This window comes from Burkholderia sp. AW49-1 (assembly GCF_053427845.1).
Genome location: NZ_JBSAXF010000002.1, coordinates 77,028 through 103,594, shown reverse-complemented (window position 1 = coordinate 103,594; position 26,567 = coordinate 77,028). Strand labels below are relative to the sequence as shown.

Below are 26,567 nucleotides of genomic sequence, written 5' to 3'. Positions count from 1 at the left end.
TCATGCCCTCCTCTTCAGGCGCACCGGCACGTAAGCATGCGCGCCCCAGAGGTGGCGATTGCGCTGGTGCAGCGCCATGCGAATCCGTTGCGCGCGCTGCGCCAGCCGCTGATCGTCACGACGCGTGATCGCCCGCATCAAAACGAACACCGGGACCATCAGCAAGAGGATCGCGACGCCCAGCGGTGGGCTGCCCAGCAGTGCCCAGATGGCGGGAATCAGCATGCCTCCGCCGATCGTCAAGAATGGAACCAGCGGCACACCCCAGAGCATCGCGGGACGCGTGCAGCCTTTGAAGACGGGATCCTTGAGTGAGTGCATGGTTCGGCGCCCCCGGATCAGCTCGTCGGGATCAACATGCCGGCGATGACCGTCGCGCATCCCACGAACAGGCCGCCGACAAATACATTCGCGATATCGCCGAACCGGGCGTGCTGGAACATCATCCGAAAACCCGCCCAGATAATGGAGATTGAGCAGATCACGCCGCCAACGCTCAACAGCGTCGTCTGGATCATGTTCAGCAGCGCATTGACCTGGGAGATTTGCGCCCATGCCGGAACAACAAACATCATGAACGCAGCGGCGAGCGCGATTTCGCGAGCCGCGTTTCGATCGGATGTGAATCGTATCGCCCGTACATCCAATCTCGTTTTATTAAGTCGCATTCCTAAATACATGTCCAACTCCGGTTCGATTTCCCTCTGCCTGACTCTTAATACGCGGCGTTAAAACACCACTGCACTCGCGCCCGGTTCGCGTTGCTCACTCATAGCGGGTGACACTGCATTCACTTCGTCGTCATCCCGTCGCAATCGCCGCTGAATCGGAGATCGCGAGCGTGGTGACTGGATTGACGGCACCGAATCGATCGGCAACACTGGAATAGGCGCAATCGCCGGTACGGACGGCTTCAGGGAGGATTGCGTCGCGACGCTCCCCACCATCCCCACAACGCGCTGTACGTAACCCATTCGGTAGCCCGCCGAGAAATTGCCGCTGGCATAGCAGGACAGACTCGCGCGCAGCGCGGCTTGAACATCTACCTGGTAATCGGTTACTGCATGGAACTGTCCGGACTTTGCCGCCGCGACAAAGCAGCGGTGAAGAATCGCCGCACCTGTCGCCAGGTTTCGGCACGGCTCGAACGCGTTTTCGGGAGTCATGCCATAGGCCGCCCAGTTCACCCGATTCACCTGCGTGAGCCCGACACTGAAATTCCAGCCACTTTCCGCCAGTGCACGGGCCGTCGCGGCCGCTTCGGCGGCACTCGATGGTTGCCGGAGCAGTCGGCCGTGTACGACGCCAATCGCGTAGGGATTGAATCCTGATTCGGTTCGCACGATTGCCGCCATCGTGGATGAGTCGATCTGCGGCGCGCAGCGTTGCGCGAGGGACATGAAATCGAGCGGCATCATCGATTCCTCCAAACAGTCCTATCGACCTGCTGCAGGAGAGGCGCGGCCGACTTCGCGGGGTGATGGACCGACTGCGTGCTGCCTGCGCGGTGGAATTCCCTGTTCGCCGCCCCCTGTCCGTCGATGCCCCACCCGACACGGCGATAGCGTTGATTGTCGAGCTTGGCATCGACCACACCGATCGCTCGGCATAACGGTTCGCTCGGCTCCGGGTCGCCGCCCCAGTACCGCAAGTCTTCGCTGCAACCGCCCACACGAGCGAACATGTCGGTTACCGATCTGCGGTGCGTACCACCTGCATCAGAATCACAGGTTGGAAAAGGATCGCTGTGTCGCAGCGCTGCCCACAATCGTTCGATTGGCGGTACGCATTCGGCGTATTGCTCCGGACCACCGGGGTTGGACAGACACAACATCACCTGACAGCCCCAATCGTCCGCTTGCGTTACATCGGACCACCCCATCAGTGCGCCAAGCACGACGGCAATCGAGACCACACGGCACCACCCGGTTCGTCTCGCGTCCGGAATTACCGTTGACTTACACATGACACGCCTCACTGCATTCCAGCTGCAACGGTGCTCGTCGCACGGGCTCGAATCGTCGAGCAAGTGCATCGAAACACGCACTCATCGCCTGCCATTCGCGATGGACCGCCACATCGCCTTGGATCTGATCTGCAACCGATATCCCACGCGCCTGCGCGTGCGAAATGGCGTCGAAGCGGGGCAGCAGTAGAAAGCTGCCCGGACGTTGATCACGTGGAACCAGCCACGCGCCCATGAACGCTTCGAACCGCTTAAGCTGGGTCTGCTGTTGCGGCGTCGGCTCGACACAGTTGGGTACGATGCCGATAAAGCGGAGCGACGGATTGAGTCGGGCGCGTACACTGCGCACACCGTTGCTGCCATTGACGAAATCGATGACCTGCTCCGTCGTGTCGGGCGACAGCAGCACCGGACTGATCAACGCATCCACGAGTGTTGCCGCACATAGGGCACGCGAATCGGGCCACGGCGGGCTATCGATCAGGCAAAGGTCGAACAAGGGATCGACCTGGAACAGCAGATGTCGCAAGTTGGCGTAACATCGCGCGCCGGTCGGGTCGGCTCGATCCGCAATGCCGGCGATCTCGGAAGCGGCGAGCACACCCATGCACGGTCTGGTTGGGTCAGGCAATCGATCGGACCGAACATCGAGCGACCCGCGCCTCGACATGCGCACGCCCGCACCGCGTGTGAGCGAATTGGCACTCGATGCCGGCTCAGCCAGATCGAGCACCAACACCCGGTACCCACGAACGAGACGAAGATAATGAGCGAACTGGCACACCAGCGTCGTTCTGCCCGTACCACCGTGGGCCGAAGCCACCAGAAGCGATTTCATGACCGTCTTTCCTCGGAATGAGGCTCCGAGCATCGACAGCCTTGCATGGAAAAGAGAACCCGCTGCGCCACAAAGGCCGCCGCGAGTTCACGGGAAATCTCTGACCCAGACCAGAAAACAAAAAGCCCGCGATTGCGGGCCAATTGCAGAGGAATCGCAGGCGAATCACTGGCCAATCGCAGGCATTCTCATGCACGCTACGGCGCACCATTACACGGACATCGATGCTTCGGGGCCGCTAACGCGTACTCGGTCGTGCAACGCACGTTGACCGGATCAGATTGTTGGCTTCACTGTAGGTCAACCATCACGGCGATTCAAGCGCCTACGTTCATCGACGGGATGACCCGAGTGCCTGGTCGCGCCGCGCAATTCCTCGATATTCCTGCATTTATTTCACACTCTCCATGGACGTCCTCGTGCCCGTGACCCTGCAGACGAAGCACATGCCATCCGTGCTGCAACAACCTCATCCATTTCACATCACCCAATGTTCATCGAGCGAACATCACCGAACGTCACGTTGTGTCGTTCCTTGCTCCAGTGCGCGAGCAAGCGCGGAGCGCGCAGCACGGAGCTCGAGATCGAATAGATGACGTGGATGGCGAGCAATCTTCAGCCGTCGGCACACGACTTCCCGATTCGCATGCCAGAGGTAGACCATCCTCAAAAGGTCGCGATTTCGTGGCGGCAACGTCCGCCACGCTCGGGTTACAAGCTCGGCATCGCTGGAATCGTATGAACCGCGATTCGACTGCCCCCAGTTGCGTAGGCGCTCATCGAGCGACGCCAGCCGATCATCGCGCGTCATCGCCACTTCCCTGCTCATCTACCTCGTTCGCACGGGGTGCGCGGTACCGCGTGGGATCTGCCAGGAATTGTTCGATATCGGCCACCCGCCACCCCACCCTCCTCCCGCCGAGCGCAATGGCCGAAGGAAACGTTCCGTCTCGCATGCGCTTGTAGATCGTCGATCTCGATAGACCCGTGCATTGCTCGACTTGCCGGCGGCGCAAGATCGTCCGCGTTCCGTCATCATTCCAAGACATGATTCGCCCTCCATACCCGGCACGAACATGGCCGGAACTGAAAGGCATTCAAGCAGCAAGGATGACCACGCACCAAACCCGTCTTGCCGACGGGACATTCCGTCGGTTCAAGCCAGTATCTTGGCAATGCGTATACATGGGCGGACCGTGGTCCGCCGCGTCAAGGTCTGGCAACGCCCTTGCGTCCATATGGATGGATGCCGCGTGAGCCCTCCACAGGCTTGGAGGATGCGCTCGGGAATCGCTTACGGGAAACTATTCCGTTTCACCGCGCTGCCTTCAACGTCGGAATCGGTGACGATGTCTGTCCGGTCATGAATCGTTGGAGATTTTCCCACGCAGCGCAGTATCTGTGCATCGGCACGGCCGCCAACTGCTCGTCATGGATGACCAGGATCTGCTCGACCGTGGACTGCTCGCGATCGAGCAACAGCCAATCGGCACCCTGCTCTGTGCGTGCGATGCAGGCGTCCAACGCGGCCTCGGCCTGCCGGTATAGATTCAAATCTCCGCCCGCCTCGGTCTCGCCGCGCAGATAGAACGCAAGATAGACCACCCGTAGCAGGCAGCTGATGTGTTCCTCTTGCCCGTGACCAGCTCGTACAGTGGCCAGCGCCATATGATTTTCGAGGGACAACGCACGGACCTTCGCGGTGGGCAATGGCAGGAGGTCGCCTTTCGTGAGCGGCTTGCGACTCGCGCGGCGGACTTTCGACAAAACCATGAGTCGTGAAATGTTCATGAAGATGTTGAGACATGATACCGCGAGCCCCAAAATCGAGGCAGAACACATCCTGCTCCATTGACTCAATGCATGGTCGACGCGGCCGAGGTCGGATACCGGCCCGGCCGCCTTCTGCTGCAACGATGTGGCGCAACTCAGAACTTGACCCGCATCCCGGCGCCTACGCTATTACCTGACGACACGTGGGTAATCGTGTCATAGCGCCAAGCTGCATACACATCGGTGCGCTTGGACAGCGGGTAGTCGTAGCCGAGCGCGAGCGTCGACCAACGGAGATGATCTCCGATCGATGGGCGTCGCTGTGTTCCCGCCCACGACATCAGTACATTCCCAAGCCCGATGCGGATACTGGCGCCGAGTTGCACCGTGTCGTCCGTGACGTGATTGTTGTTGTCCACGCGCTCGTATTGCGCGAACAGCTTGACCGCACGAACACGATACGCACCGCCCACCATCCAGGCAGTCTGCGCGGTAGCGCCGTTAAGAAACAGCGAGGCCGTATGCAGACTCTGGACGGCGGCCGTCGCGGAGAACGGGCCGGCGAAGTACAACACATTCGCGCTATAGTTTGCCTGCCCGGCGTGACCGGCGATGCCGGCGTTGCTGTAAAGCAGGCTTGCCGACAGACCCGCCACCTCCGGCGTCTGATACAGCACCGAATTGTCGATGGCCGTATCGCTCTGGAGCGACGCCGCGCCCATGGCCGAACCAAGGAAACCGTGCACGACCATCGGCGAGAACACGAACGAATTGCCGAACGGATTGAACAGCAGCGTCGAGACGAACAGCGGCGCGGTATTGCGCCCCAGCGTCAGCTCCCCAAAATGGCCGCTCAGCCCGACGAAGGCATTGCGCCCGAAGAATGACTGCCCGGGAAACGAGCCGACCTGACCGCCGTTGATACGAAAAAAGCTCTCGAGCGTGAAGACGACCTTCGTGCCGCCGCCCAAATCCTCCGCGCCTGACATCCCCCAGTACGACGTCGTCATCCCGCCGGAACCCACCTGCCACGCGTTGCCCGCGGCCCCAGCCGGATGCAATTCACCAACAAATGCGTCGGCTAACCCATACAACGAAACCGATGATTGTGCATGTGCGATTCCGATGCATGCGCACATGCCAAACGTCACCGCCCACTTCATTGCGGCACCCCGAAATTTCCTTATCTGCATAGCGTCTCCTTCATCTTTGTGATTGTTTGTCGATGTCGCGGTTGCCTCGGCAGCAGCTGTGATTCAGTCCGGCCGCACCCGTGCGAGCGGCCGACCGCTGTCTGCCAGCGCAATCGCCACCACGATCTCGTTCGGTGCAGGCGCATCAGCCAACGCCAGCGATACCGTGTCAAAGTGCTCGAAGCTCCACATGTCGGTGCTCCCGTGCAGCGGAATGTCCAAGCACGCGCCGGGCGCGCCTCGCTTGGTGACCGACGGGATCAACGATGCGGCACCCGGCAAGCACGCACGCATGGCCTTGCCCATGCGCGGATGCAAGAGCGCCGCCGCACATTCGAGCGGTACCGCGCCGCCCACCAGCGCCGCCTTGCCGTACGCCTGGATCGCCGATGCCTCGACATCCAGCGCCCATCGCGCGCGTGCGGTCAGCAACGTGCCAAGCTCGGCGCCCAGCTCGTAGAGCGCCTCGAGCGCCGCAAGGGGCGCATCCGTGTGCCAGCCGTCGAGTCTCAGTACGGCCGCGGCCACGACCTGTCGATGCGACGGGTTAAGTGGCACGCACAACTCGGCACGCCGCTCGACGAGATGAATGACGATTTTCGTAATGAGTGAATTCACGTTCGAACCTCCGCATCACCGGTCTGGTTCTGCATGGCCGCTACAGGAGTCGGAAATGCACCGCGTGCGGATTCGTACGCGCGTGCCGCGCGCAACACCAACACATCGCCCCCAGGCGGCCCGATGAACTGCAAGCCGGTCGGCAATCCACCCGGCAAACCACAGGGCACGCTCGCCGCCGGCAGTCCGGTCTGGTTGCACCATGACGTCAAAGGCGGTGCCATGCGCTGATGTTCGGGCAGCCCCGGCGCGAATGGCGGGCTGCAATGGAACGTCGGTGTCACCAGCAGGTCGTACACGTCGAAGAACGCGGTCATTGCAACCGTGAGTGCGTGGCGCGCCTGAAGCGCATCGACGAAGGTTGAGGTGATGACGCGCTCGCCCATCTCGGCGAGCACACGCACATCCGAATCGAGCTGCGGCCGCGCGCAAGGATGGAGCTGGCGGACCCGCTGTGCAAAGAACACCGCCCACTGGATCGCGTGCATGCTGCTCTCCACGTAGCCCGAAAGCGGCTTCACGTCCGTTTCCTCGACGCGCCCCCCGAGCGCCTCCAGAAGCGTTACCGCGTGCTGGACGGCATTGGCAATCTCGGGTTCAACCTGTACACCCGCAGGCGCGGGGCAATAGGCAATGCGCAGACCAGTGATACCGTCGTCCAGACCGACACGGACATCCGGATAAGCACACGCGGGACGGCGCGCGTCGCTTTCGCGAGCCATCACGGTGAGCATCAGCGCCGCGTCGCTCACGGTGCGCGCCATCGGTCCAAGCGTCGATAGGCCAGTCCAGCTCCCTGCCGCTCCGGCGGGCACCCGATCGAACGACGGTTTCATTCCCACCACCCCGCTCCAGCAGGCTGGGACGCGGATCGATCCGCCTCCGTCGGTGGCCAGCGATAGCGGCCCCATGCCGAGCGCAATCGCTACCGCGGACCCGCCGCTGCTGCCCCCCGGCGAGCGCCGCAAGTCCCACGGGTTGCGTGTAATACCGGTAAGCGGGCTGTCCGTGACGATCTTGTTGCCAAACTCCGAGGTCGTGGTTTTGCCGAACAGCAGAGCACCGGCCTGCCGCAGCCGCGCAACGGCGGGGGCATCCTCGACTGCCGCGGCGCTCGCCGACGTGCGCGACCCGAACCGGGTCGGCAATCCCCGCACCGCGATCAGGTCCTTGACCGAGACCGGCACACCATCGAGCAGTCCACAGGGCTCGCTGCGCATCCAGCGCTGCTCCGATTCGCGGGCGGCGGCGAGCACACTGTCCTCGTCGAGACTACACACGCCGTTCACGACGGGATCGAGCCGTGCTATCCGGTCAAGTACTGCACACATGACCTCGACCGGTGACAGCGCGCGACATCGATAGGCTCCCGTCAACTGATCGGCGCTGATTTCCAGCACATCATTCATATGTAATCCTTAATATCTTGAAGAAAAATAGAAAGATCGAAACGTGGTCGATTATCCTTCGCAGATGTGCAGAATCGGCCCTGCCGAGTCCAGAATCGCAAAGCTGTTGTCCGGCTGTGCGCGCCCTATTCGCGCTTGACATAGCATGTGATCGCCATCTCTGCTCACACCGGTCTTGCCCCGCGGCAGGTCCAGAGACACGCCCGGCAGCACCGTCTTGATGCGTGCCACATCAACGCTGCCAGCCGCCCTGACCGCCTCGGCGAATAAGCGAAGCCCGGCATAAGTGCATTCGCCATGTGGCAGCACGGTCGCATATGGACCCAGTTTCGGATCATGTGGTCCGGCCGCCTGCGCGGTGTAGCGCGTGAGAAAGTCTCGGTTCTCGGGGTTTTCGAGACTCATGAAGTACGAGGACACCCCCACGATTCCGGTCGATGCGCCCGCAGTCGCGATCGACAGCGATTCGTGTGCGATGTCGGTCACGAGTTGCGGCTTCATGCCGAACGACCGATACTGCTTCACGAACGTGACCGGGTCGTCGCCGATGCTGTGCCAGACGATCTGCGGATGCTCGCCAGCGAGCTGCTGCAGCACCGCCCCATAGTCGCGCGTGCCGAACGGCAACCAGTACACGTTGAGCAGTTTTCCGCCATGCCGCTGCATCGCAGCCTGCAGTTCGGGCACCAGTACCTTGCGGTTGCTGCCGATGTCCGAAACCACCGCGCAGACCGAGCGACCACCCTCGCGCATCAACCAGCCGACCAATGGATCGACGCGCTGGTTGGCCGTCAGACCGGTCGTCAGCAGGTGCGGGTCGCATCGCCCCTCGTCGAAGTTCGGGTAGATGACGAGGCGCCCGGCGGACTTGGCCGCCTGCAGCGCGGCTTCTCGCTCGGACGGCAGTACCATGCCGGTCAGCACCGCGACCTCGTCGCGCATCAGCAGTTGCCGCGCCTTCTGCAGCGTCACGGCAGTCGACATCTGGGTGTCCTCGACGCTTAACTGCAGCGGGCGGCCCAGCAGGCCACCAGCGGCATTGATTTCGTCGACGGCCAACTTCGCACAGTTGCGATTGGTCTCGCCCACACGCGTGAGCGGGCCGCTCAGCGGTGCAAGCAGGCCGATCTTGAGCGGCGTGGCGGCCCGTGCCAAGGACGGCACAACAGACGTTGTGAGTGCGCCCACCGCACTGAACAAGGCGGCTCGGGTAAAAGTGCGACGATTCATCGTAATCTTCATCGGGTGAGGTCCAGGTGGGAATGTGTCGAATCTGGCGAAGGCATTGCTGGCGCGTCGGGTTCTGTGGCCGGCGACAGATACTGCGCTAACGGGTGAGCGCCAGCGGCACCGCGTCGAGGCGCAACAGGGCCTGCATGCGCGAGCCGCCCGTTCTTGAGTACGATGCAACGCTGGGCGCTGCGCAGCACGAGATCGAGGTTCTGCTCGACGACGAGCACGGTGAGCTGCGATCGGCGACACAGGGTCGGGATGACCTCGCCGATGAGTTCGACCAGGTTCGGCTGTACGCCGTCGGACGGTTCGTCGAGCAACAGCAGTTTCGGCCGGCCGCATAGCGCACGGGCAATCGCCAACACCTGCTGCTCGCCGCCCGAGAGCGTACCGCCGTGCTGCGCAAGCCTTGACTTGAGAATCGGGAAATACTCGAACACCTCGTCGAGTATCGCCCCGCCGCCCGCGGCCTGCGTGCCCATCATGAGGTTCTCGCGAACGGTCAGCTTGGGGAAAATCCAGCGCCCCTGCGGGACCAGTCCGATGCCGCACCGGGCAATCGCATGGGTGCGCAGGCCTGTAATGGACTGCCCCTGAAACCGGACATCGCCCCTCACACGTGGCAGCAAGCCCATGATCGCTTTGACCAACGTCGTCTTGCCTGCACCATTACAACCCAGCACGCCAACAACTTCGTTTGGCCCGACGTCTAGGTCGATCTGGTGCAGCACTGTGACATCGCCATAGCCAGCGGACAGATTTTCAATGTGCAGCATGACCGGCTCCCTGACCGAGATAGATGCGTCGGATTTCTTCGTCCCGCGCGATGTCTGCATAGGAACCTTGTCGAACGACCTGCCCGCGGTGCATGACCCAGGTTTCGCACTGCAGGGCCTCGACAAAGTTCAGGTCGTGCTCGATCGCGAGCACGGCGCACTGCTCGCGCAGACGGTGGATCAGGTGCACGAGCCGCCGGGCGTCACTGGCCGACAAGCCGGCGGCCGGTTCATCGAGCAGGAGCAAGGCGGGCTGGCACATCATCGCCATGCCGATCTCGAGCCACTGGCGTTCGCCATGTGGTAGGGTCATCGCGTGCAGATCCGCCTGGGCCGATAGGCCGATCTCGTCCAGAATCGCGTCCGGGTCGGGCATCGGCGCGGCCCGGTGCGCGGCGACACCGAGGCCAGCAACAACGAGATTCTCACGCACGCTCATCGAGAGGAACGTGTTGGTGCCCTGGAACTTGCGGACCACGCCGCGTCGGCAGAACTGGTGCATCGGCCGTCCGGTCACCCGTTCGCCAGCGAGGTACAACTCCCCCGCGCCGGGTGCAATTGCACCGGACAACAACCCGACCAACGTGCTCTTGCCAGCGCCGTTCGGGCCAATCACGCACAGCAGATCGCGTGCTCCAATCGACACATCGACGTTGTCGACTGCATGAATCCCGCCGAACGCGCGCTGTAATCCCTCGCCCTTCATCAACGGCATGACCATTACCGCCCTCCTTCCACGCGTTCAGCGCGATGCAAGGAACGGCGTCCCAAAATCTGGCCAAATCGACCGGCACTGGCGAAAAGGCTACCGAGCCGCACACCATTGGGCAGGAATAGCACACAGCCGAGGAACAATGCGCCGAGCAGCAGCGGCCATCCGTCCGTGCTTACGCTCGATACCGTCTGCTTGAGCAGCGTCAATGCAATGGCGGAGAGCACCGGACCACCGAGTGTGCCTCTGCCACCGATAGCCACCCAGAGCATGACTTCCGTTGCCAATACCGGTGAGAACACGTCCGGTGCCACGACGCCCGAGCACGCGGCCATCAATGTCCCTGCGACCGCAGCGAGTCCGGCCGATGCGACAAATACCAGCAACAGATGTCCCGACGTGTGGTAGCCGCAGGCCTTCGCACGCCATTCGTTGGTCGCAACCGCAGTCAACACTGTGCCGTACCGACTGCGGCACACGAGCCAAGTCGCGGCGAGCAACACGGCGAGCACCATTGCGACCGCATACCAGGATCCGAGTGCCCCGCTCAGATCGAGCGTGTGCCCGGCCCATGAGAAGGCCAAGCCCGGAATGCCGAGGATTCCCGTGTCACCGCCTGTGACCGACTGCCAGCTTGTCGCCAATTGTTGGCCGACGATCAGCACGGCCATACTGATAATGGCGAAGAAATGCAGTCGGACACCCGCGAACAGCAGGAAGTAGCCCAGTAATACCGCGACGGCCATCGCGCAGACCAGCCCCGAGATCAATCCGATAGCGGCCGTCTGCCCAAACTGCACGGTGGCGACCGCGAATCCGTACGCGCCCAGTCCGAAAAAGATCGTGTGACCGAGCGTGAGCGCACCTGCCCGCCCCCACAGCAAGTCGTAGCTCAGCGCGAGCAGCCCCATGATCAGCGCATCACGCACGGTCGAAAGCAGATACGGGCCCAGGCAAAACGGCAAGATCAAGGTGGTAGCAACAATCGCTACACCGATCCCCATCGGTGACGTGTCGTCGGCGCTGAGTGCCGGCTGCGACAGCCAGCGGCGCGTGCCTGCTAGAAATTGTTGGCGCATGGTTTAGCCTTTTCCGTGAAGGTGATGAGCGGCGCTGAAACCCGGCAACAGGCCTTGTGGCCGGAAACGGATCAAAACGATGGACAGGATCAGCACGATCGCCGAGGCGAGCGACGGATCCACGCGATAGCTGAGCAGCGTCTCGGCCGTGCCGACAAAGGCGCTGCCCAGTAGACTGCCAGCGATCGAGCCGATACCGCCCAGGACGATCACGAAGAACGCCTTGGCCAGATAGGCGACGCCGAGGTGGGATTCCACCGAGATCATTGGCGCGACGAGCACGCCGGCAAGCGACGCGAGCGCCGCACCGCCACAGAACGCCAACCGGTTCAGCCGTCGCGTGTCGATGCCCACCGCCTCGGCCATCAACGGGTGCTGGATCACCGCACGCAGTTGTGTTCCGAAACGTGTGTGGGCAAACAGCCACCAACAACCAACCGTGACCGTGACTGCCACACCAATGACGAAGAGTCGGTAAGCTGGATAGCTGCCCCCCGGCACGGGGAGCGCGCCGTCAAAGGGCGCGTACACCAGCATCGGATGGGTTCCGAAGATCAGTTCGAGGGCTTTCTGGACGATCAAGCTGATCGCATACGTCGCGAGCAGCGTGTCGAGCGGTCGCTCATAGAGCAGTCGGATCACGAGGCGCTCAAGGCCCCACCCGAGCACAGCACCCACTGCGGGTGCCGCAAACAACGCGAACCAGAACGCATGCGGCCCGCCCCACGATTGCGCCACGGCCAACGTGTAGGCTCCGATCGTGACCCACTCGGCATGCGCGAGGTTCACGATGTCCATTAGGCCGAAGATGATTGCGAGACCTAACACAACCAGCGCAAGAATGCTCACGTAGCTGAGGATGTTCAAAATTGTCGTCATCGTCAAATGCCCTTCATTCCTTGACCAACTTGAAAAAGTGCGAATCGCTCGTTGCAGCAAACGGCGAAATCGCTAGCGAGCCACCAAAAAAACTAAGAAAATCTTAGCCTTTAGACTAAGAGATACTTAGTAAAAATTCTAGAGGAACTACAGAAACTCCTAGGATGCCTCGATCCTCATCGACATCCTCAATTTTCCCCAAGCGCCTGAAACAGGCTCGCTTGCGTGCGCGGCTCACCCAAGAGCAACTTGGAATCGCAGCGGGAATCGACGAATTCTCCGCAAGCGCGCGCGTGAATCAATACGAACAAGGGAAACACACACCCAAGCTCCAAATGGGACAACGCCTGGCCGGGGCACTGAACGTCCCGACCAGTTTCCTCTACGAAGAGGATGATCTTCTTGCAAGTCTTCTCGCCACTGCCGCGCGATTGCCTCGAGAAAAAAGGAAAAGCCTCCTCAAGAGCGCAGAAGCATTGACACAAACCTCTATCTCGACTGCCAAGACCAAGTAATTTTTAGCCCGCGGACTAAGAGTTACTTAGCAAAATGTGCGGGCCTTTCCCGGACACTCCAGGAATGCCCAGCGATGCCGCCACCCCTTCAGTATTTCCCAAGCGCCTGAAACAGGCCCGTTTGCGTTCGGGTCTAACGCAGGAACAACTTGGCATTCAGGCCGGCATCGACGAATTTTCCGCCAGCGCTCGCGTCAACCAGTACGAAAAGGGCAAACATACGCCCACGCTTCAAACCAGCCAGCGGCTCGCCCGCGCGATGCTTGTCCCCACCAGCTTCCTCTATGAGGACGACGACCTGCTGGCGCACCTTCTTTCCATTGCTGGCCGACTCAGCAAGGAAAAGAAAAGAGCGCTCATTGCAAGCGCCGAAGCACTCGCACAAGAATAGCGCTCAAACTCGATCCCTATCAGATCCAGCAGTCATAGCGCATCTATACCCGCAACGGTGCAACATACGCACCGAACAAACCCCACTCGAGTACACACCGCGTCTCCGCTTGCGTCGACTCGACACCTCGCGACTGAAACACGCGACATGGTGCGATCCTCAGCATAGTTCGGATCTCGCATGTGTCTCGCCCTATTTATTATCATCAATCTACGCTCGTCGTGACCACGCGTCAACGCTGACTTGACCCATCGTATACCCCGATCGCCGCGATCGATCTCGGCGCTGCTCGCCTTGACAAATTACGTCGATCACGCCTACCGTGTATTTATTATAATTATTTGGAGGTAGGTATGAGTACCGATCTTTGTGAACTGAGCGCGCGCGAACTGTCCGCGCTCTATGCGGGCCGGCAGGCGTCACCGGTCGATGTGATGGAGACCACCCTCGAACGCATCCAGTTACTGGACCCAACCGTCAATGCATTCTGCCAAATCGCCGATGACGCCCTCGAATTAGCTCGTGCGTCCGAAGTGCGCTGGCACCGGGGCGCACCACTTAGCCTGCTCGACGGCGTCCCGATTAGCATCAAAGACAACATCGCCATTGCGGGGCTGGCCACGCGATACGGGTCGCGGACAACCACATCCGATGCCGAGGCATCAGATAGCCCCAGCGTGGCTCGCCTGCGCGATGCCGGTGCGATCTGCTTTGGAAAAACCACCTTGCCGGACTTCGCACACAAGATCGTCACCGACAGTCCGCTCACGGGCACCACGCGCAATCCATGGGACTGCTCGCGCACTCCGGGCGGCAGCAGCGGAGGCGCGGCAGCAGCCGTCGCGCTCGGCATGGGCCCCGTGGCCATCGGCACGGACGGGGGTGGATCCATTCGCATCCCGGCCGCCTTCACTGGTGTCTTCGGATTCAAACCCAGTTTTGGCCGCGTGCCTCACTCGCCTCGCGGGCCGTTCGGCCTGCTCAGTCATGCCGGCCCGATGACGCGTTGCGTTGAGGACGCCGCGCTAACGCTGACGATCATCAGTCGTCCGGACAGCCGCGACTGGTACGCCTTGCCGTTTGACGGAGTCGACTATACGCGCGGCCTGTCATGCCAACCCGTGCGAGATGGCATTCGCATCGCCTGCAGCCCGACGCTCGGATTGTCGATCCCCGTCGACGCGGCGATCGACGACGCTGTGGCACGCGCGGCCGCAATGTTTCGCGAATGGGGCGCACTCGTTCAGATCACCGATCCGCCGGGCGTCGCGCAATGCAATGCGGTCCACACGACGCTTTGGCGTGCCTGCTGCCGTCAACTCACGGACGGAATGACCGACGGTTGGGCGGAGCTCGATCCGTCTCTGCAGGCATACGCACAAGCCGGTAACGGTATCTCGCGGGACGCGTTGCTGAGCGCCCTGATCGAACGAGGTGAGTTGGGCGCCGCCGTGAATGCGTTCTTCGAGCAACATGACCTTCTCATCTGCCCTGTGTATCCGTGCGTAGCCCCCTCACTTGCCGAGGTTCGTTCAAGCGAACCGTTGTTTCCGCATTTCACGGCATGGTGCAATCAACTGGGACTGCCGGCGGCGAGCCTCTATGCCGGGATGACTGCAACCCGCCTGCCCGTCGGCATCCAGATCGTAGGCGGTCGCCATGCCGATGCATTGGTGCTCTGGGCGAGCCATATGCTCGAACGCGCGCTGGGGTGCGCTCCGTTTACCGAGCTCGCACGCTCCCTCTCGGTCGCAGCCTCTGCTGCGAGGCCCACCTGACCGGCTACGAGCAGAAGGGCCAGGACTTCGCCCGAATGCGTTAGAGCGCGTCGCGGTCGGTACGCAGGTCCAGGTCCGAATCCAATACCAGCTTCTGCTGCAGCGCAGCGTGGACGGTGCGTAGCTGCGCATGCGCTTCGTCCATGTGCGCTGCCATGAGTTGCGCGACCGCGTCGGCATCCCGGCGTCGCGCAGCGTCCAGGATCGCGCGGTGGGCGCCAACCGTGTGACGGCCAAACGCCTGATAGTCCTGCTGCGTCACATTTCCCGCCACGATCACGAGCGTATGCAGCATCTGGTTGATGATCTGGCACAGGCTACGCAGAAACGCATTCGGATGCGCGGCCGCCAATACATCGTGGAAATGGATGTCCTCGTGGCGCTGGTCGAGCGCCTCATCATGACGCGCCTCGAATGGCTCGCACACGGCCACGCTGCGCTCAAGCGCGTCGAAGTCCTCGTCGCTCAGATAGGGAACCGCACCCGCTGCCACCATGGGTTCGAGTGTGCGGCGCACCGCATAGATGTCCTCGAGCGTGACGTTCTCGAAAAACAGATAGTTCTGCAGCGACTGGAACGCCCGCGCGAGCGGCACGCGGGTGATCGTCGCGCCGCCCTCCGGGCCGGTGCTCAAGCTCACGAGCCCCTGTATCTCCAGCGCCTTGAGCGCGTCGCGCATCGAGCCTCGGCTGACGTTGAACATCTGCTGAAGCTCGGCCTCCTTGTTCAAACGCTTTCCTGGCCGTGCCTGCCCATCATTGATCCAGCGCTTGATCTGCTCGGCCACCTGATCGCCACGCTTGATCGCGCGCGAGCCCCGCTTGTCCGGCTGCGCCGGCGACATCTTCGTTTCGGTTGTCGGTTTTCGCCCTGCCATATCCATCACGTCCGTCGTTGGCCATTCGCTGCTGTATCCCGGCGCCATTATCGGGCATCCGCACCCGGCACGGCCAGATTTCCGGCGCTGTATCGCGGCCCCTCCCAACCTTGGGAGGTAGTCAGGGGGACAACCAGCACCTAGGCTGCAGTCCGAACACCATGTACCAAGCACCTGCCACTTCCAGGCAGGGCGCTCATTCGACACAGGTACGCCAACTGAAGGAAATCGTTCATGTCACAGTCGGTGAAGCCACCCGCTGAGCAGCCCTCGCTTGCGTCCATTCGGGCGAGCCTCTCGGCTTACGGTCTGGAACTGGATCGGCTCGCAGCACGTATGCGGGCACAAGGCCTCGAAGCCGATCGCACACGGCAGATCCCGGAGGCAGTTTGGACACGTCAAGACGTACCCGCGTTAAACCTGAATCTCGTTCCGGCCGCGTACGGCGGGTGTGCGCACGTCCAGTCGCTCACCTCGCGCGTCACCCTGATGGAATATCTCGGGTACGCCGACGCCGCACTTGCGCTGGCACTGCCCGGCCCCGGCCTCGCGATGCCGCCCGTTCTCGCGCTCGGCAGCAACGCGCAACAGGCCCGCTTCTTCGAACGATTTCGCGACAACACGCCACGGTGGGGGGCGTTCGCCATCACCGAGCCCGATTGCGGCTCGGATGCGACCGCGATGCGCACCACCGCTCGCAAGACAGCGCACGGCTGGGTGCTCAACGGCACCAAGTGTTTCATCACCAATGGCGCGCGTGCCCACGATGTGATCACGTTCGCCACCATCAACCGGCAATCTGGCCGTTTCGGCGTCCGGGCGTTCCATGTCGATCGCAACACCCCGGGCTTCTCGGTCACCCGTATCGAACAGATGGTCGGCCTGCGCGCCAGCCAGCTCGCGGTTCTCTCCTTCACCGATTGCGAGGTACCCGAAGACGCGCTTCTCCGACGTGGTGACGAAACACCCCTGGACGATGCGTTCTCCGGGGCCCAGCAGGCATGGAACTATTTCCGCCCCCTGCTTTCCGCGGTCATGATCGGCGCATGTCGCCGGGTACGCGACGATCTCGCGACTTACTTTGAATCGGGTGGACATCCGGTGAATCAACGCCAGCTCGCGGCCGACGTGAAAGCGCTCCTCCCTGATATCGACCGGCAGATCACCACGGCGCAGTTGCTTTTCCAGCAAGCAGCGTGGAAAACGGATCAAGGCATCGCCAGTTCCATGGACGCATCGATGGCCAAGGCGTATGCGGCGCAGGTCGCCGCTCGCGTCACCCGCACAGCTATCGATTTCGTCGGACTCGACGGCATCGCTGCTTGTCCGTCGCTCGAGCAAAGCTATCGCGATGCGAAGGCATTCGACATCATGGAAGGCACCGGAGACCTGCAGCGACTCATGATTGCGCGCTCCGCGCAGCGCGCTGCGTCACTTCCCTGGGAGGCCACCGCACCCACGTCGCTCCTTTCCATACAAACGCACTGATCCTGAACCCACCCGACATTGCGCACTGGAGATCGTTCATGGCAACCCATCCCGTGTCCCCCGGATCCACAAACGTATCGGAGACCGTTAAAGCCTGCCTGCTATCGGTACTCGGCAGCACGCTGAGCACCGATCTCATCATAGACGACACCAACCTCTTCGATGTCGGCGTCGATTCGATGAACATGACCGAGCTGCTGCTACAACTGGAACAGCGCTTCGGCTTTACGCTGACCCCCGAGGATCTGTCCGCGGACCTGTTCACGCGCTTCGGCAATCTCGTTTCGTTCGTCGAATCCCATGCCTCCTTCGACTGATTTCCCGGGCGCCGAGCCCCGCGTCATCGCCACGGCCCGATATATCGCACCGCCCGTGAGCTCATCACACGCGCATGCGCAACCGATCGCGGTTTCAGTTATATCCGAACGAGAGGTTGTGATGCAAGCCGTGTATGCCGATACGCTGCGGTGGCGCGGCGGCGGCGCCCCATTCGACGGGACGGGGCTTCCGCCATCGCAAGCTGCACCGTCGGCTGAAAATCGTGTGGCGGTCGAATCTCGCCTGACGCTGTCTGACATGGCACTTGCCACTATACGGGTCCTGCTTGAGACGTCGCCTTATACCGCCACGCCTGCGCCCGATCAAATCATCGTGTGCACGACCAGCTTCGAGCACGACCTTGCGTTGTCATGCGCGTGCCGTCTACACAGCGAACTCGGATCAAGCCGCGCGCCGCTGGCGGTCGGCCAGCTTCAAGGCGTGTCCTTCCTGATGGCCGTGGAGGTCGCCCTGGCGATGATGGCTGCAGACGTTCACCTGAATATCATCGTGATTGTCGCTGCAGAGCGCTGGCGGCCGCCGTTTTTGCGCCAGGTCGGCACACGAATCGAGATGGGCGACGGGGCCGCTGCCGTGCTCATCGCTCGACAGCCGGCACCTGGGTGGCGGGTACGCGCAATCACGCTAAGGACACCAGCAACCGCGCATTTCTCAAGCGAGCCCGAGCGCGTCGACACATCAATGCTTGCAGAGATCATCAACGAAACATGCGCCAAAGCCGAATTGCCCGCTGCCGACGTCGATTGGATTCTGCCCGCCGCCATCGATACTGGACTGGCTCGAGAAATCCATACACGCTGCGGACTGCGTCCCGAACGTATCGGCCGTATCCACATGGATGTGCCGGGTCATTTCTGCGCAGCCGACACGCCCGCACGGCTCGATACGCTGCTGCGGTCAATCGATCCTGACGAGGGGCAACATATCCTCGTTTGGTCAGCCGGCTTCCACGGGCAGGCCGGCTGCGCCCTCCTTGAATTCTGTGGAGGTGGATCTTGATTGCGCCACGACAGGCTGGTTCGCTTGCGCTGTCGGGCATCGCCTTTAGCCTGCCTGATCGGACAGTCGATGCGCATCGTTGGGCCGAACGTTGCGGCCTGCCGTCTGCACGCGCGCGCGCATTGCACGAGAACGGCGTCACGCAGTTTCATGATGCGGCTGGCGTGTCGCCGGTCACACTCGCCATGGACGCCGTATCACTCCTCCTGCGCGACACCGCGACTGCGCCCGAAACGATCGATGCGCTCGTGTACACGCACACGATTCAAACCAGCATTATCGCGCCGCCTGCGAGTACCACCCAACGGATTCAGTCCCACATGAAACTGAACCGGGCGCTGGCATTTTCAGTCACGCAGCAGCACTGCGTCTCGCCGATGGCAGCGATCCGCGTGCTGCAAGCGCTCGCCAAGCGACAGCCCACCATCCAGCGCGCGATCATTGTTTGCGCCGACGTGATCGGTACCGAATGCGACCGGCTGCGAGCCATTCAGGATCTTGCACTCCATAGCGACGGTGCCTGCGCGTTGTTGCTCGAACGAGGCGGCGATCGCAATGCCATCGCAGGCTTGCACCTATATACCGACGGGCGATTCTTCCATGGTACCGACGACGATCTGCAGCCGATCCCCGACGACCGCTACTACTGGTCCGCATTCACCACCATGCGCGCCGCCATTGTGCAAGCCGGCATCACGACACGCGAGATTGCACATGTGTTTCCCCATCACGCCAATCTTCCGGGTTGGTTCAGGCTGATGACGATGCTAGCCATTTCCCGGGAGCGGCTTTTCACCGCAAACTTCGCGTCAGTCGGCCACGTTTTCGGCGCGGATCCCTTCATCAACTTTCAGATGTGCCCGAATCGGGAACCGGACGGTTGGTCGCTGCTGTTCTCGTGCGGCCTGGCAGGCTGCTTCGGCGCCATGGTGGTCCGCCACTGACCGCCACGATTTCCATTCAACGCTCGAGATTCGATCCGGATACCATCATGAGAACCATCCTTGACCTGGTGCATGCGAGTGCCCAGCGCGCGCCCAACGCGGAGGCCGTCGTCTGCGGCCCCGTCCGCATCACCTATCAGGACTTGGCTCGTCGCGCGCGCGGTTTGAGTTACGCGCTCGGCTCGCTGGGCCTCGCGGCCGGGGCGCGCATTGCGATCTATCTGGACAAGCGTATCGAAACGGTCGTGTCGATGCTCGGTGCCACCGCTGCGCAATGCGTGTTCGTCCCAATCAATCCGCTGCTCAAACCACAGCAGGTCGCGCATATCCTGCGCGACTGCGGTGCCGATTGCCTGATAACCAGCGCGTTACGCGCGCACGTCCTTGACGAACATGGGCTCACGGACGTGCCGCACACCCTCATCGTTAACGATGCCGGCGCTGCAAGCCGGCATCTGCGAACCACAACACGCGTGCGAGGCTGGCCCGAGTCTGTCCGCGTGGATAGTACCGAAAGCCCTGATGAAGCTCCGTCGCGCGCCCCATCGTCACCGCATATCGATACGGATCTGGCCGCCATCCTTTACACCTCTGGCTCCACTGGACTGCCGAAAGGCGTGATGCTCAGTCAGCGCAACTTGCTCGAGGGTGCCTGGAGCGTTGCCCACTATCTCCATCACGAGTCGTCCGATCGGATCCTCGCCGTCCTGCCGCTCAGTTTCGATGCGGGTCTGAGTCAGCTCACGTCCGCGTGGGCCGCCGGCGCCACCGTCGTGCTCGTCAATTACCTGACCCCGCAAGACGTTATCGATGCATGCGAATGCGAACGCATTACGGCAATCACAGCTGTACCACCCTTGTGGATGCAACTGATCCGTGCGCGGTGGCCCGAAGCGGCACGCCATACGCTGCGCTACTTCGCGAACACCGGCGGACGCCTTCCGACACCGGTCTTGCAGCAACTCCGTGCATTGTTTCCGCAGGCCAAGCCCTACCTGATGTATGGCTTGACCGAGGCGTTTCGCTCCACGTTTCTCGAGCCATCAGAGGTTGATCACCACCCCGATTCCATCGGGAAAGCCGTGCCCAACGCTCGAATTCTGGTCGTACGCGACGATGGCTCGCCCTGTGGGACGGATGAAACCGGAGAACTCGTCCATGTCGGCGCCTCTGTCACACTCGGATACTGGAACGATGCGACGCGTACAGCCCATCGCTATCGACCGTCGCCCGAGGCGAAACCCGGTGGTGCGCAGCGAGATCGAGCCGTCTGGTCCGGCGATCTGGTGCGTCGCGACGCGCAAGGGTTCCTCTACTTCATCGCGCGCAACGACGCACAAATCAAAAGCTCCGGGTACCGCATCAGCCCCGAAGAGATCGAGGAAGTCGTGCACGACAGTGGCTTGGTCACCGAAACGGTTGCCCTCGGCATCCCGGACGACGAACTTGGCGAAGCGATCACCCTGTTGGTCGTGCCGGGCACCGCCGATTTCGACGCTCAAACGCTTCAGGCCTGGTGTGTGGCGCACCTGCCGCGCTACATGCTGCCGCAGCGCATCGTGGTTCGGGAGACGATTCCACGCAACCCGAACGGAAAATTCGATCGGCCCGCATTGCGCGCCGCCTTCTCGAACCCTCGGGCCAACTCCGACGCGAGGCAGTCGTGAACGCCCCATTTGGCGAGCACAACGGCGTCCTCACCGTGGGCGGCGTGGTGATCAGCCGCCTGGCCGATCGCGCCGGGAACACGCCGTTCTTCGCCTATGATCGCGCGGCGATCAATGATCGCGTGCGCACATTGCGTGAAACACTGCCGGCCGGCATCGAATTGCATTATTCGATCAAGGCCAACCCGATGCCGGCAGTCGTCCATCTTCTCGCGCCGCAGATGGACGGGTTCGATGTGGCATCGGCAAACGAAATGGCGCTTGCCCTCGATACAGGCATGTCCGCAACACGGATCGGCTTCGCCGGCCCCGGCAAGCGTCGCGACGACTTGCGTCGTGCCGTCGCAAGCAGCGTCAACATTCACCTCGAGTCGATTACCCAACTGCATCTCGTGACAGCACTGGGTTGGGAGCTTGGCGTGCAGCCCAGAATAATTATTCGCGTCAACCCGGATTTTCAAATCGATCACAGCGGTATGCGCATGGGGGGCGGGGCCACCGCATTCGGGATCGACGCCGAGCAAGTGGGCAATCTATTGCGCGAGCTCGACGCACGGGACGTGACGTTGACCGGTTTCCATATTTTCTGGGGATCCCAGTGCTTGCACGCCGCGACAGTCGTCGAGGCTCAACGCAAAAGCGCGGATCTCGTCACGAGACTGGCCGCCAACTTACCGACCGCGCCGCAATACGTCAATTTTGGCGGGGGCTTCGGTATCCCCTATTTTGCAGGGGAAACGCCACTTGATCTCGCAGCCGTCACCGGTGCCATGCACGACTGGCTGCCCAAGTTCCACGCCCGCTTACCGGACACGCGTGTGGTTGTCGAATTGGGCCGATATCTGGTCGGGGAAGCCGGCATCTACGTGTGCCGGGTCATCGATCGCAAGGTATCCCGCGGCCGGACATTTCTGGTCACCGACGGCGGCCTGCATCACCATTTGGCAGCATCCGGGAATTTCGGTCAGGTCCTGCGCCGCAATTTCCCGGTCATCCTCGGCAATCGCCTGACAGAAGCGCCGACCGAGCGCTGCCACGTTGTCGGATGCCTCTGCACGCCGATCGACCGGATCGCCGACAACGTGCTGCTTCCCGAGGCCCGCATCGGAGACTTCGTGGTCGTCCTCCAGTCGGGCGCGTATGGCCGCTCTGCCAGCCCGCGGGACTTTCTCAGTCACCCAGAAGCAATCGAGATGCTCGTCTGATAGCTGTCATTTTTCGTGGAGGAGCGCGATGTTCGCCTCTGATACCTTCCCGCCCGGACCTGTTTCAGCGCCATGGGCGCTGAGCGCCGATCAACACAATATGTATTCGGCGAGCCGACGGTTTGCCCGAGATCGACTGGAGCCCTTATTGGCCGGACCGTTCAGCTCGGCTGCCTGGCAGGAAACGATCAAACTGGCTGCAGCAGCCCTTGATCTTGGAACAATGGTACTGCCCGAGAAATCCGGCGGGGCAGAAATCGATCGTCGCGGTCTGATACTTGTCGCACAGGCATTGGCCGCAGGACCGATCGAGCGCGCAATCGAATTGACGCTGGCCGCACCCGCGCTCATGGCACTTCGTGCGCACGACGCGCTCGATTCGGTTCTGGTCCGGCCCGTTCAGGCGTATTTCGATGGCACATCGGCAATCACGTTATCCGTACCTGAGTTCGAAAGTGCGACAGTATGGCAACTCGGCCCGCTCGACGGCACGGCGGCGTTTGCGATGCGCGTTGACGGCGACCAACGCCTCATCGTCTCGACGCAGGCCCGTGATCGTCGAGCTTCGCGATCGACACGCATCACCACACTCGGCGGCCTGGTTCTTGAGCGATTGAGTTTCGATGAGGCCGCAATCGGAACCGCGCTCACCACCATCGCGCAGCCCAGCTGTGACGGCTGCCTGCCCGCACAGACATACATGATGGAAACGGGCCTCTATTTGTCGGCGCTGCTGATCGGGACAATGCAGCACAGCGTCCAGTTCGCGTTCGATTATGCGGCGACTCGGCAAGCGTTCCACAAACCGCTGGCAAGCCACCAGCTCGTCGCGACACGGCTGTCCGACCTGCTGATCTCCACATATGGCGCCCATCTCTTTGTGCAAGCCGTCAGCGCGCGGCCCTCGGCGCCGATCTCACTGGTGCGGCAGTTGCTGCGGCATGTCGCGGCCGAGTCGGTCAACGTCAGCCGCGAATTGGTCCAGCTGTGCGGCGGTCATGGTTATGTTGAAGGTCTCCCACCGGCAGCGCGCTTCCAGACCAGCTACTGGATTGCCCACCTCCTGCTGCGCATCGGCGCAGCGCTCGCCTGGCTCACGCAACCAAGTGCGGGCAATGCGGAGCCCGGCGTATGAATGACTGTGCCCCCGCGGATGGCGGACTTCGAACCTCAGCGGATAACGCCACATCGCACGCGGCATCCTCCACATGCTGGTTGCGCGAACCGGGACCAAGTGATATTGACGACATCGTCACCTGGCTCGCCCAACCGGCCATCAGTCAGTGGTTCGACTTCGGACTCGGCCGCCAAGCCCTGCCCGCATTGGCAGTGCACGCGATGCTCCACAGCAGACAGCATCAAATACGTGTGTTTGGTTCGGCCGGCTATCGGGTTCCGAGTGGCGTAGTGGCCGTCAGCGATGTCACACATCGCTTTGCAACCGGTTCATTTTGGGTACTACGCGACAGGCAACGGCCGGCCAGTGCCGATATGGCCTACCACGCCGCATGCAGCCTTCTTCATGAAGCGTTCATTCGCAACCGGCTACGGTGCATCACCGCATGGGCCGTCGACTGCAATGCTCCGTCCCAACGCCTGCTCGCGCGCCTGGGTTTTCGCCTGATCGGACTGCAACGAGACTGCCATCTCGTCGATGGCACAAGCGTCGGGCGGCTCCTTTACGACTTGCTGCCCGAGGACCTCGTCCCGCCCCGCGCACCATGAATACACCCGTGATCACCGCACTCGCGAGCTACGTGCCGCGCATTACCGCGCTACGTCCTGGCTACCCAATAGGGCCTACGCAGGGCGCGCCTATACGCTCCGGCTGGCACGCTTGGGTCGCGTCGTGGCAAGCAGACTACGCAACCCACCTTACCCCAAAAGCGCCAACGACCAGAGACGCGGCAGTCAACGAAGCGGCCAATGAATATTGTTGCGTGCCCGTTGAGTACGATACGGATCAATCCGGACTCGCCGCCCGGGTGGCGCGGGCAATTTGCGCGCCGCGCGCACCGAATGCGTCGCCAATCGACATTGTGATGTTCTGCCACAGCAGTTTCAACGAGCATGTCTCCACAACCACTGCCGGGCGATTGCGCGCCGTGGTCGGCACGCCCTGCTTTCCATTCTCGGTATCGCAACAGCAAGGTGCCTCCACATTCACGGCACTACGGTTGGCCAGCGACCTGCTGATCGCCGAGCCTGAAATTCACACGATCTTGATCGTTACGGCTGAAAAGTGGTGTTCGCCATTCTCGCGATGGACCGATCGGGATATCGTGCACGGCGATGCGGCCGGTGCCGTCCTGGTGGAACGCGCGGTCGGCAGCCTGCGCGGACTCGCCGTGATCGACGCGCTTTGCAGCCGCGTTCACCGGTTCGCGACACCGGCCCCGTTCTCAAGCCCCGATATCAGCACGGATCTGGTTCCCGTGCTGCGATCGACGATCGACTCGATACTGTCCCGACACTGCCTTCACCCGAACGACCTTGGCACCGTCATCGGAGCAGGAATAGGTCCGCAGCTCGATGACGCCATTTACCGGCATCTCAATTACCGTGTCAATGAATCGACTCGCCGCCGCCATGTCAATCTAGGCGCAGCCGAACTTCTTGTGCGCCTCGCCGGTACAGTCCAATCTCGGGACCTGCCCGTGCGCCATCGCATCCTGGCGTGGGGCATCGGCCTGGGGGGCTACGTCGGCTGCACATTGTTCGAATCGCATGGCAAGCCACACCTGTGCCGCCATGTCGACCTGCGCGATCGGTCATGAGTGTATCGATCGGGATCGTACATACCGCTTACTATCTGCCCGAGCCGGCCGACGACGTCCGTCGTTGGCGCCAACGAACGAATCAGTCGGCCGAGACCCTCCAGCGCCTCGAAGAAGCTGGCGTGCGCTCGTTCTACGACGCTCGGGGACGCACGGCGCTCTGGCTGGCTGCCAACGCCGTCAAATCGCTCGTTCGCGCAACCGCGCTTGCTCCCGACACCTTCGACGCTCTCGTCTACGTTCACACGCTTCAGGGCAGCGTCGCCTCGCCGCCGCTGTCCTTGCCGCACCTGCTATGCGAGCACTTTGGTTTCGAGCAGGCGCAGGCATTTTCGTTTGCTCAGCAGCATTGCGCTTCATCACTGGGGGCGCTACGGATCATTCGTGCGATGTTCACAGCCCGTCCGTCCATCAACCGCGTCCTGCTGGTTGGCGCAGACGTCATGCCACTTGCACGCGACCGATCAATAGACGGGGCCGGATTCCTAAGCGACGGCGCATGTGCCATGCTCGTCGAACGCAACGCTCCGTTCAATCGACTGCGCTCGCTGGCGTTTCACGCGAGCGGCGAAGGCTGGCGCGGCGCACTCGGCGAAGATGATTCGCGTTTCGCCGCACAGTATTTCCTGGCGGGCCGCCAATTGCTGGTGCAAGTGTGCAACGACGCGGACGTACCACTCGCCGAGATTCAGCGCATCTTGCCGTCCCATCTCGATCTGCCCACCTGGCGCAGAATCGTCGCATCGCTCGGTCTTCCAGCACAATGCCTGTTTACTGAGAACTTTGGCCGCATCGCACACGTGACGGTCAGTGACCCATTTATCAATCTCGCGGACTGCAAAGATTTGGTTTCCGGTAAGCCTTTCCTATTATGCGCTCGCGGAGTGGGAGGATTTTCCGCAGCGGCACTCTTCATTCGCTAGCCGCGAGGCATTAATCGAACCGTTGTCGCATATCGCGTGAGACGTCATCACGAACGTTTCGCATGATCGCCCCCGCCTCGCATCGCCCATCTTAAAAAGCCGAAGCACAGTATTAAAACATCACAATTTATCGCACGAAGCCACGCACAAAACTATAGAATTCATATTTGCCAGGCGCTCGACAATGT

General features: G+C 61.9%; 28 protein-coding genes. 13 read left to right on the top strand and 15 right to left on the bottom strand.

Annotation, left to right across the window (positions count from 1 at the left end):
- The 14 genes from ACV22W_RS05300 to ACV22W_RS05235 form a co-directional block, all read right to left on the bottom strand.
- Window positions 1-321 carry a type IV secretion system protein VirB3 gene (locus ACV22W_RS05300; RefSeq protein WP_448018208.1) on the bottom strand — a complete coding sequence of 107 codons (321 nt, stop codon included), beginning with the start codon at window positions 319-321 and terminating at the stop codon, window positions 1-3.
- A 17-nt stretch (window positions 322-338) separates the two neighbouring features.
- A complete protein-coding gene (locus ACV22W_RS05295; RefSeq protein ID WP_448018207.1) occupies window positions 339-680 on the bottom strand; it encodes a TrbC/VirB2 family protein in 342 nt (113 codons plus the stop codon).
- Window positions 681-728: 48 nt separating this feature from the next.
- Complete coding sequence (locus ACV22W_RS05290) at window positions 729-1,418, bottom strand: lytic transglycosylase domain-containing protein (RefSeq protein WP_448018206.1); 690 nt, start codon at window positions 1,416-1,418, stop codon at window positions 729-731.
- Between the two features lie 540 nt (window positions 1,419-1,958).
- Entirely contained in the window at window positions 1,959-2,804 is an 846-nt protein-coding gene (locus ACV22W_RS05285; RefSeq protein ID WP_448018205.1) for a ParA family protein, read from the bottom strand.
- Window positions 2,805-3,601: 797 nt separating this feature from the next.
- Window positions 3,602-3,853 (bottom strand): helix-turn-helix transcriptional regulator, encoded by a 252-nt coding sequence (locus ACV22W_RS05280; protein ID WP_448018204.1) that lies wholly within the window; start codon window positions 3,851-3,853, stop codon window positions 3,602-3,604.
- Window positions 3,854-4,118: 265 nt separating this feature from the next.
- A complete protein-coding gene (locus ACV22W_RS05275) occupies window positions 4,119-4,577 on the bottom strand; it encodes a hypothetical protein (RefSeq protein ID WP_448018431.1) in 459 nt (152 codons plus the stop codon).
- A gap of 155 nt (window positions 4,578-4,732) precedes the next feature.
- Window positions 4,733-5,740, bottom strand: a complete 1,008-nt coding sequence (locus ACV22W_RS05270) for a porin (RefSeq protein WP_448018203.1) — start codon at window positions 5,738-5,740, stop codon at window positions 4,733-4,735.
- Window positions 5,741-5,833: 93 nt separating this feature from the next.
- On the bottom strand, window positions 5,834-6,388 hold the full coding sequence (locus tag ACV22W_RS05265; RefSeq protein WP_448018202.1) for an amino acid synthesis family protein: 555 nt from the start codon (window positions 6,386-6,388) through the stop codon (window positions 5,834-5,836).
- Window positions 6,385-7,797 (bottom strand): amidase family protein, encoded by a 1,413-nt coding sequence (locus ACV22W_RS05260; protein ID WP_448018201.1) that lies wholly within the window; start codon window positions 7,795-7,797, stop codon window positions 6,385-6,387. Before ACV22W_RS05260 ends, ACV22W_RS05265 begins: the two co-directional genes overlap by 4 nt.
- Window positions 7,798-7,848: 51 nt before the next feature.
- Window positions 7,849-9,027, bottom strand: a complete 1,179-nt coding sequence (locus ACV22W_RS05255) for an ABC transporter substrate-binding protein (protein ID WP_448018430.1) — start codon at window positions 9,025-9,027, stop codon at window positions 7,849-7,851.
- An 8-nt stretch (window positions 9,028-9,035) separates the two neighbouring features.
- Window positions 9,036-9,806: an ABC transporter ATP-binding protein gene (locus ACV22W_RS05250; protein WP_448018200.1), complete on the bottom strand. Its 771-nt coding sequence runs from the start codon at window positions 9,804-9,806 to the stop codon at window positions 9,036-9,038.
- Window positions 9,793-10,527, bottom strand: coding sequence for an ABC transporter ATP-binding protein (locus ACV22W_RS05245; RefSeq protein ID WP_448018199.1), 735 nt, complete (start codon window positions 10,525-10,527; stop codon window positions 9,793-9,795). The genes ACV22W_RS05250 and ACV22W_RS05245 overlap by 14 nt, the downstream gene beginning before the upstream one ends.
- The gene (locus tag ACV22W_RS05240) at window positions 10,527-11,597 is read right to left on the bottom strand and encodes a branched-chain amino acid ABC transporter permease (protein ID WP_448018198.1); all 1,071 of its coding nucleotides are present in this window, start codon (window positions 11,595-11,597) and stop codon (window positions 10,527-10,529) included. Before ACV22W_RS05240 ends, ACV22W_RS05245 begins: the two co-directional genes overlap by 1 nt.
- A 3-nt stretch (window positions 11,598-11,600) precedes the next feature.
- Window positions 11,601-12,476, bottom strand: a complete 876-nt coding sequence (locus ACV22W_RS05235) for a branched-chain amino acid ABC transporter permease (RefSeq protein WP_448018197.1) — start codon at window positions 12,474-12,476, stop codon at window positions 11,601-11,603.
- Between the two features lie 164 nt (window positions 12,477-12,640).
- Here ACV22W_RS05235 and ACV22W_RS05230 point away from each other — a divergent pair, with 164 nt between their 5' ends.
- From ACV22W_RS05230 to ACV22W_RS05220, 3 genes are all read left to right on the top strand, one after another.
- On the top strand, window positions 12,641-12,991 hold the full coding sequence (locus ACV22W_RS05230; RefSeq protein WP_448018196.1) for a helix-turn-helix transcriptional regulator: 351 nt from the start codon (window positions 12,641-12,643) through the stop codon (window positions 12,989-12,991).
- Between the two features lie 64 nt (window positions 12,992-13,055).
- Window positions 13,056-13,382 (top strand): helix-turn-helix transcriptional regulator, encoded by a 327-nt coding sequence (locus tag ACV22W_RS05225; protein WP_448018195.1) that lies wholly within the window; start codon window positions 13,056-13,058, stop codon window positions 13,380-13,382.
- Between the two features lie 353 nt (window positions 13,383-13,735).
- Window positions 13,736-15,160, top strand: coding sequence for an amidase family protein (locus ACV22W_RS05220; RefSeq protein WP_448018194.1), 1,425 nt, complete (start codon window positions 13,736-13,738; stop codon window positions 15,158-15,160).
- A gap of 40 nt (window positions 15,161-15,200) precedes the next feature.
- On the opposite strand, the gene ACV22W_RS05215 is transcribed toward ACV22W_RS05220, so the two are convergent.
- Entirely contained in the window at window positions 15,201-16,037 is an 837-nt protein-coding gene (locus ACV22W_RS05215) for a FadR/GntR family transcriptional regulator (protein ID WP_448018429.1), read from the bottom strand.
- A 234-nt stretch (window positions 16,038-16,271) separates the two neighbouring features.
- Between ACV22W_RS05215 and ACV22W_RS05210 the strand changes: the two genes are divergently transcribed.
- The 10 genes from ACV22W_RS05210 to ACV22W_RS05165 all read left to right on the top strand — a co-directional run bounded on the left by ACV22W_RS05210 (window position 16,272) and on the right by ACV22W_RS05165 (window position 26,379).
- The gene (locus ACV22W_RS05210; RefSeq protein ID WP_448018193.1) at window positions 16,272-17,525 is read left to right on the top strand and encodes an acyl-CoA dehydrogenase family protein; all 1,254 of its coding nucleotides are present in this window, start codon (window positions 16,272-16,274) and stop codon (window positions 17,523-17,525) included.
- Window positions 17,526-17,563: 38 nt separating this feature from the next.
- Window positions 17,564-17,842, top strand: a complete 279-nt coding sequence (locus tag ACV22W_RS05205) for an acyl carrier protein (protein WP_448018192.1) — start codon at window positions 17,564-17,566, stop codon at window positions 17,840-17,842.
- 121 nt (window positions 17,843-17,963) lie between these two features.
- Window positions 17,964-18,863 carry a 3-oxoacyl-[acyl-carrier-protein] synthase III C-terminal domain-containing protein gene (locus tag ACV22W_RS05200; protein ID WP_448018191.1) on the top strand — a complete coding sequence of 300 codons (900 nt, stop codon included), beginning with the start codon at window positions 17,964-17,966 and terminating at the stop codon, window positions 18,861-18,863.
- The gene (locus ACV22W_RS05195; protein WP_448018190.1) at window positions 18,860-19,807 is read left to right on the top strand and encodes a 3-oxoacyl-ACP synthase; all 948 of its coding nucleotides are present in this window, start codon (window positions 18,860-18,862) and stop codon (window positions 19,805-19,807) included. Before ACV22W_RS05200 ends, ACV22W_RS05195 begins: the two co-directional genes overlap by 4 nt.
- 47 nt (window positions 19,808-19,854) lie before the next feature.
- On the top strand, window positions 19,855-21,474 hold the full coding sequence (locus ACV22W_RS05190; protein WP_448018189.1) for an acyl-CoA ligase (AMP-forming), exosortase A system-associated: 1,620 nt from the start codon (window positions 19,855-19,857) through the stop codon (window positions 21,472-21,474).
- Window positions 21,471-22,679 (top strand): pyridoxal-dependent decarboxylase, exosortase A system-associated, encoded by a 1,209-nt coding sequence (locus ACV22W_RS05185; protein WP_448018188.1) that lies wholly within the window; start codon window positions 21,471-21,473, stop codon window positions 22,677-22,679. Before ACV22W_RS05190 ends, ACV22W_RS05185 begins: the two co-directional genes overlap by 4 nt.
- Before the next feature lie 28 nt (window positions 22,680-22,707).
- On the top strand, window positions 22,708-23,814 hold the full coding sequence (locus ACV22W_RS05180) for an acyl-CoA dehydrogenase family protein (RefSeq protein WP_448018187.1): 1,107 nt from the start codon (window positions 22,708-22,710) through the stop codon (window positions 23,812-23,814).
- Entirely contained in the window at window positions 23,811-24,404 is a 594-nt protein-coding gene (locus ACV22W_RS05175; protein ID WP_448018186.1) for a GNAT family N-acetyltransferase, read from the top strand. The genes ACV22W_RS05180 and ACV22W_RS05175 overlap by 4 nt, the downstream gene beginning before the upstream one ends.
- Before the next feature lie 8 nt (window positions 24,405-24,412).
- Window positions 24,413-25,456, top strand: coding sequence for a 3-oxoacyl-ACP synthase (locus ACV22W_RS05170; protein ID WP_448018185.1), 1,044 nt, complete (start codon window positions 24,413-24,415; stop codon window positions 25,454-25,456).
- Complete coding sequence (locus ACV22W_RS05165) at window positions 25,453-26,379, top strand: 3-oxoacyl-ACP synthase (protein ID WP_448018184.1); 927 nt, start codon at window positions 25,453-25,455, stop codon at window positions 26,377-26,379. Before ACV22W_RS05170 ends, ACV22W_RS05165 begins: the two co-directional genes overlap by 4 nt.
- Window positions 26,380-26,567 lie beyond the last annotated feature (188 nt).

Bases quoted from the DNA above. Each gene is read 5' to 3' on its own strand.
- ACV22W_RS05165 (WP_448018184.1), top strand. From the start codon at position 25,453: ATGAGTGTATCGATCGGGATCGTACATACCGCTTACTATCTGCCCGAG.
- ACV22W_RS05200 (WP_448018191.1), top strand. From the start codon at position 17,964: ATGCAAGCCGTGTATGCCGATACGCTGCGGTGGCGCGGCGGCGGCGCC.
- ACV22W_RS05175 (WP_448018186.1), top strand. From the start codon at position 23,811: ATGAATGACTGTGCCCCCGCGGATGGCGGACTTCGAACCTCAGCGGAT.
- ACV22W_RS05290 (WP_448018206.1), bottom strand. From the start codon at position 1,418: ATGATGCCGCTCGATTTCATGTCCCTCGCGCAACGCTGCGCGCCGCAG.
- ACV22W_RS05220 (WP_448018194.1), top strand. From the start codon at position 13,736: ATGAGTACCGATCTTTGTGAACTGAGCGCGCGCGAACTGTCCGCGCTC.
- ACV22W_RS05240 (WP_448018198.1), bottom strand. From the start codon at position 11,597: ATGCGCCAACAATTTCTAGCAGGCACGCGCCGCTGGCTGTCGCAGCCG.
- ACV22W_RS05215 (WP_448018429.1), bottom strand. From the start codon at position 16,037: ATGGCAGGGCGAAAACCGACAACCGAAACGAAGATGTCGCCGGCGCAG.
- ACV22W_RS05270 (WP_448018203.1), bottom strand. From the start codon at position 5,740: ATGAAGTGGGCGGTGACGTTTGGCATGTGCGCATGCATCGGAATCGCA.
- ACV22W_RS05230 (WP_448018196.1), top strand. From the start codon at position 12,641: ATGCCTCGATCCTCATCGACATCCTCAATTTTCCCCAAGCGCCTGAAA.
- ACV22W_RS05205 (WP_448018192.1), top strand. From the start codon at position 17,564: ATGGCAACCCATCCCGTGTCCCCCGGATCCACAAACGTATCGGAGACC.
- ACV22W_RS05235 (WP_448018197.1), bottom strand. From the start codon at position 12,476: ATGACGACAATTTTGAACATCCTCAGCTACGTGAGCATTCTTGCGCTG.
- ACV22W_RS05245 (WP_448018199.1), bottom strand. From the start codon at position 10,527: ATGGTCATGCCGTTGATGAAGGGCGAGGGATTACAGCGCGCGTTCGGC.
- ACV22W_RS05260 (WP_448018201.1), bottom strand. From the start codon at position 7,797: ATGAATGATGTGCTGGAAATCAGCGCCGATCAGTTGACGGGAGCCTAT.
- ACV22W_RS05225 (WP_448018195.1), top strand. From the start codon at position 13,056: ATGCCCAGCGATGCCGCCACCCCTTCAGTATTTCCCAAGCGCCTGAAA.
- ACV22W_RS05275 (WP_448018431.1), bottom strand. From the start codon at position 4,577: ATGGTTTTGTCGAAAGTCCGCCGCGCGAGTCGCAAGCCGCTCACGAAA.
- ACV22W_RS05295 (WP_448018207.1), bottom strand. From the start codon at position 680: ATGTATTTAGGAATGCGACTTAATAAAACGAGATTGGATGTACGGGCG.
- ACV22W_RS05280 (WP_448018204.1), bottom strand. From the start codon at position 3,853: ATGTCTTGGAATGATGACGGAACGCGGACGATCTTGCGCCGCCGGCAA.
- ACV22W_RS05255 (WP_448018430.1), bottom strand. From the start codon at position 9,027: ATGAATCGTCGCACTTTTACCCGAGCCGCCTTGTTCAGTGCGGTGGGC.
- ACV22W_RS05285 (WP_448018205.1), bottom strand. From the start codon at position 2,804: ATGAAATCGCTTCTGGTGGCTTCGGCCCACGGTGGTACGGGCAGAACG.
- ACV22W_RS05300 (WP_448018208.1), bottom strand. From the start codon at position 321: ATGCACTCACTCAAGGATCCCGTCTTCAAAGGCTGCACGCGTCCCGCG.
- ACV22W_RS05180 (WP_448018187.1), top strand. From the start codon at position 22,708: ATGTTCGCCTCTGATACCTTCCCGCCCGGACCTGTTTCAGCGCCATGG.
- ACV22W_RS05250 (WP_448018200.1), bottom strand. From the start codon at position 9,806: ATGCTGCACATTGAAAATCTGTCCGCTGGCTATGGCGATGTCACAGTG.
- ACV22W_RS05190 (WP_448018189.1), top strand. From the start codon at position 19,855: ATGAGAACCATCCTTGACCTGGTGCATGCGAGTGCCCAGCGCGCGCCC.
- ACV22W_RS05210 (WP_448018193.1), top strand. From the start codon at position 16,272: ATGTCACAGTCGGTGAAGCCACCCGCTGAGCAGCCCTCGCTTGCGTCC.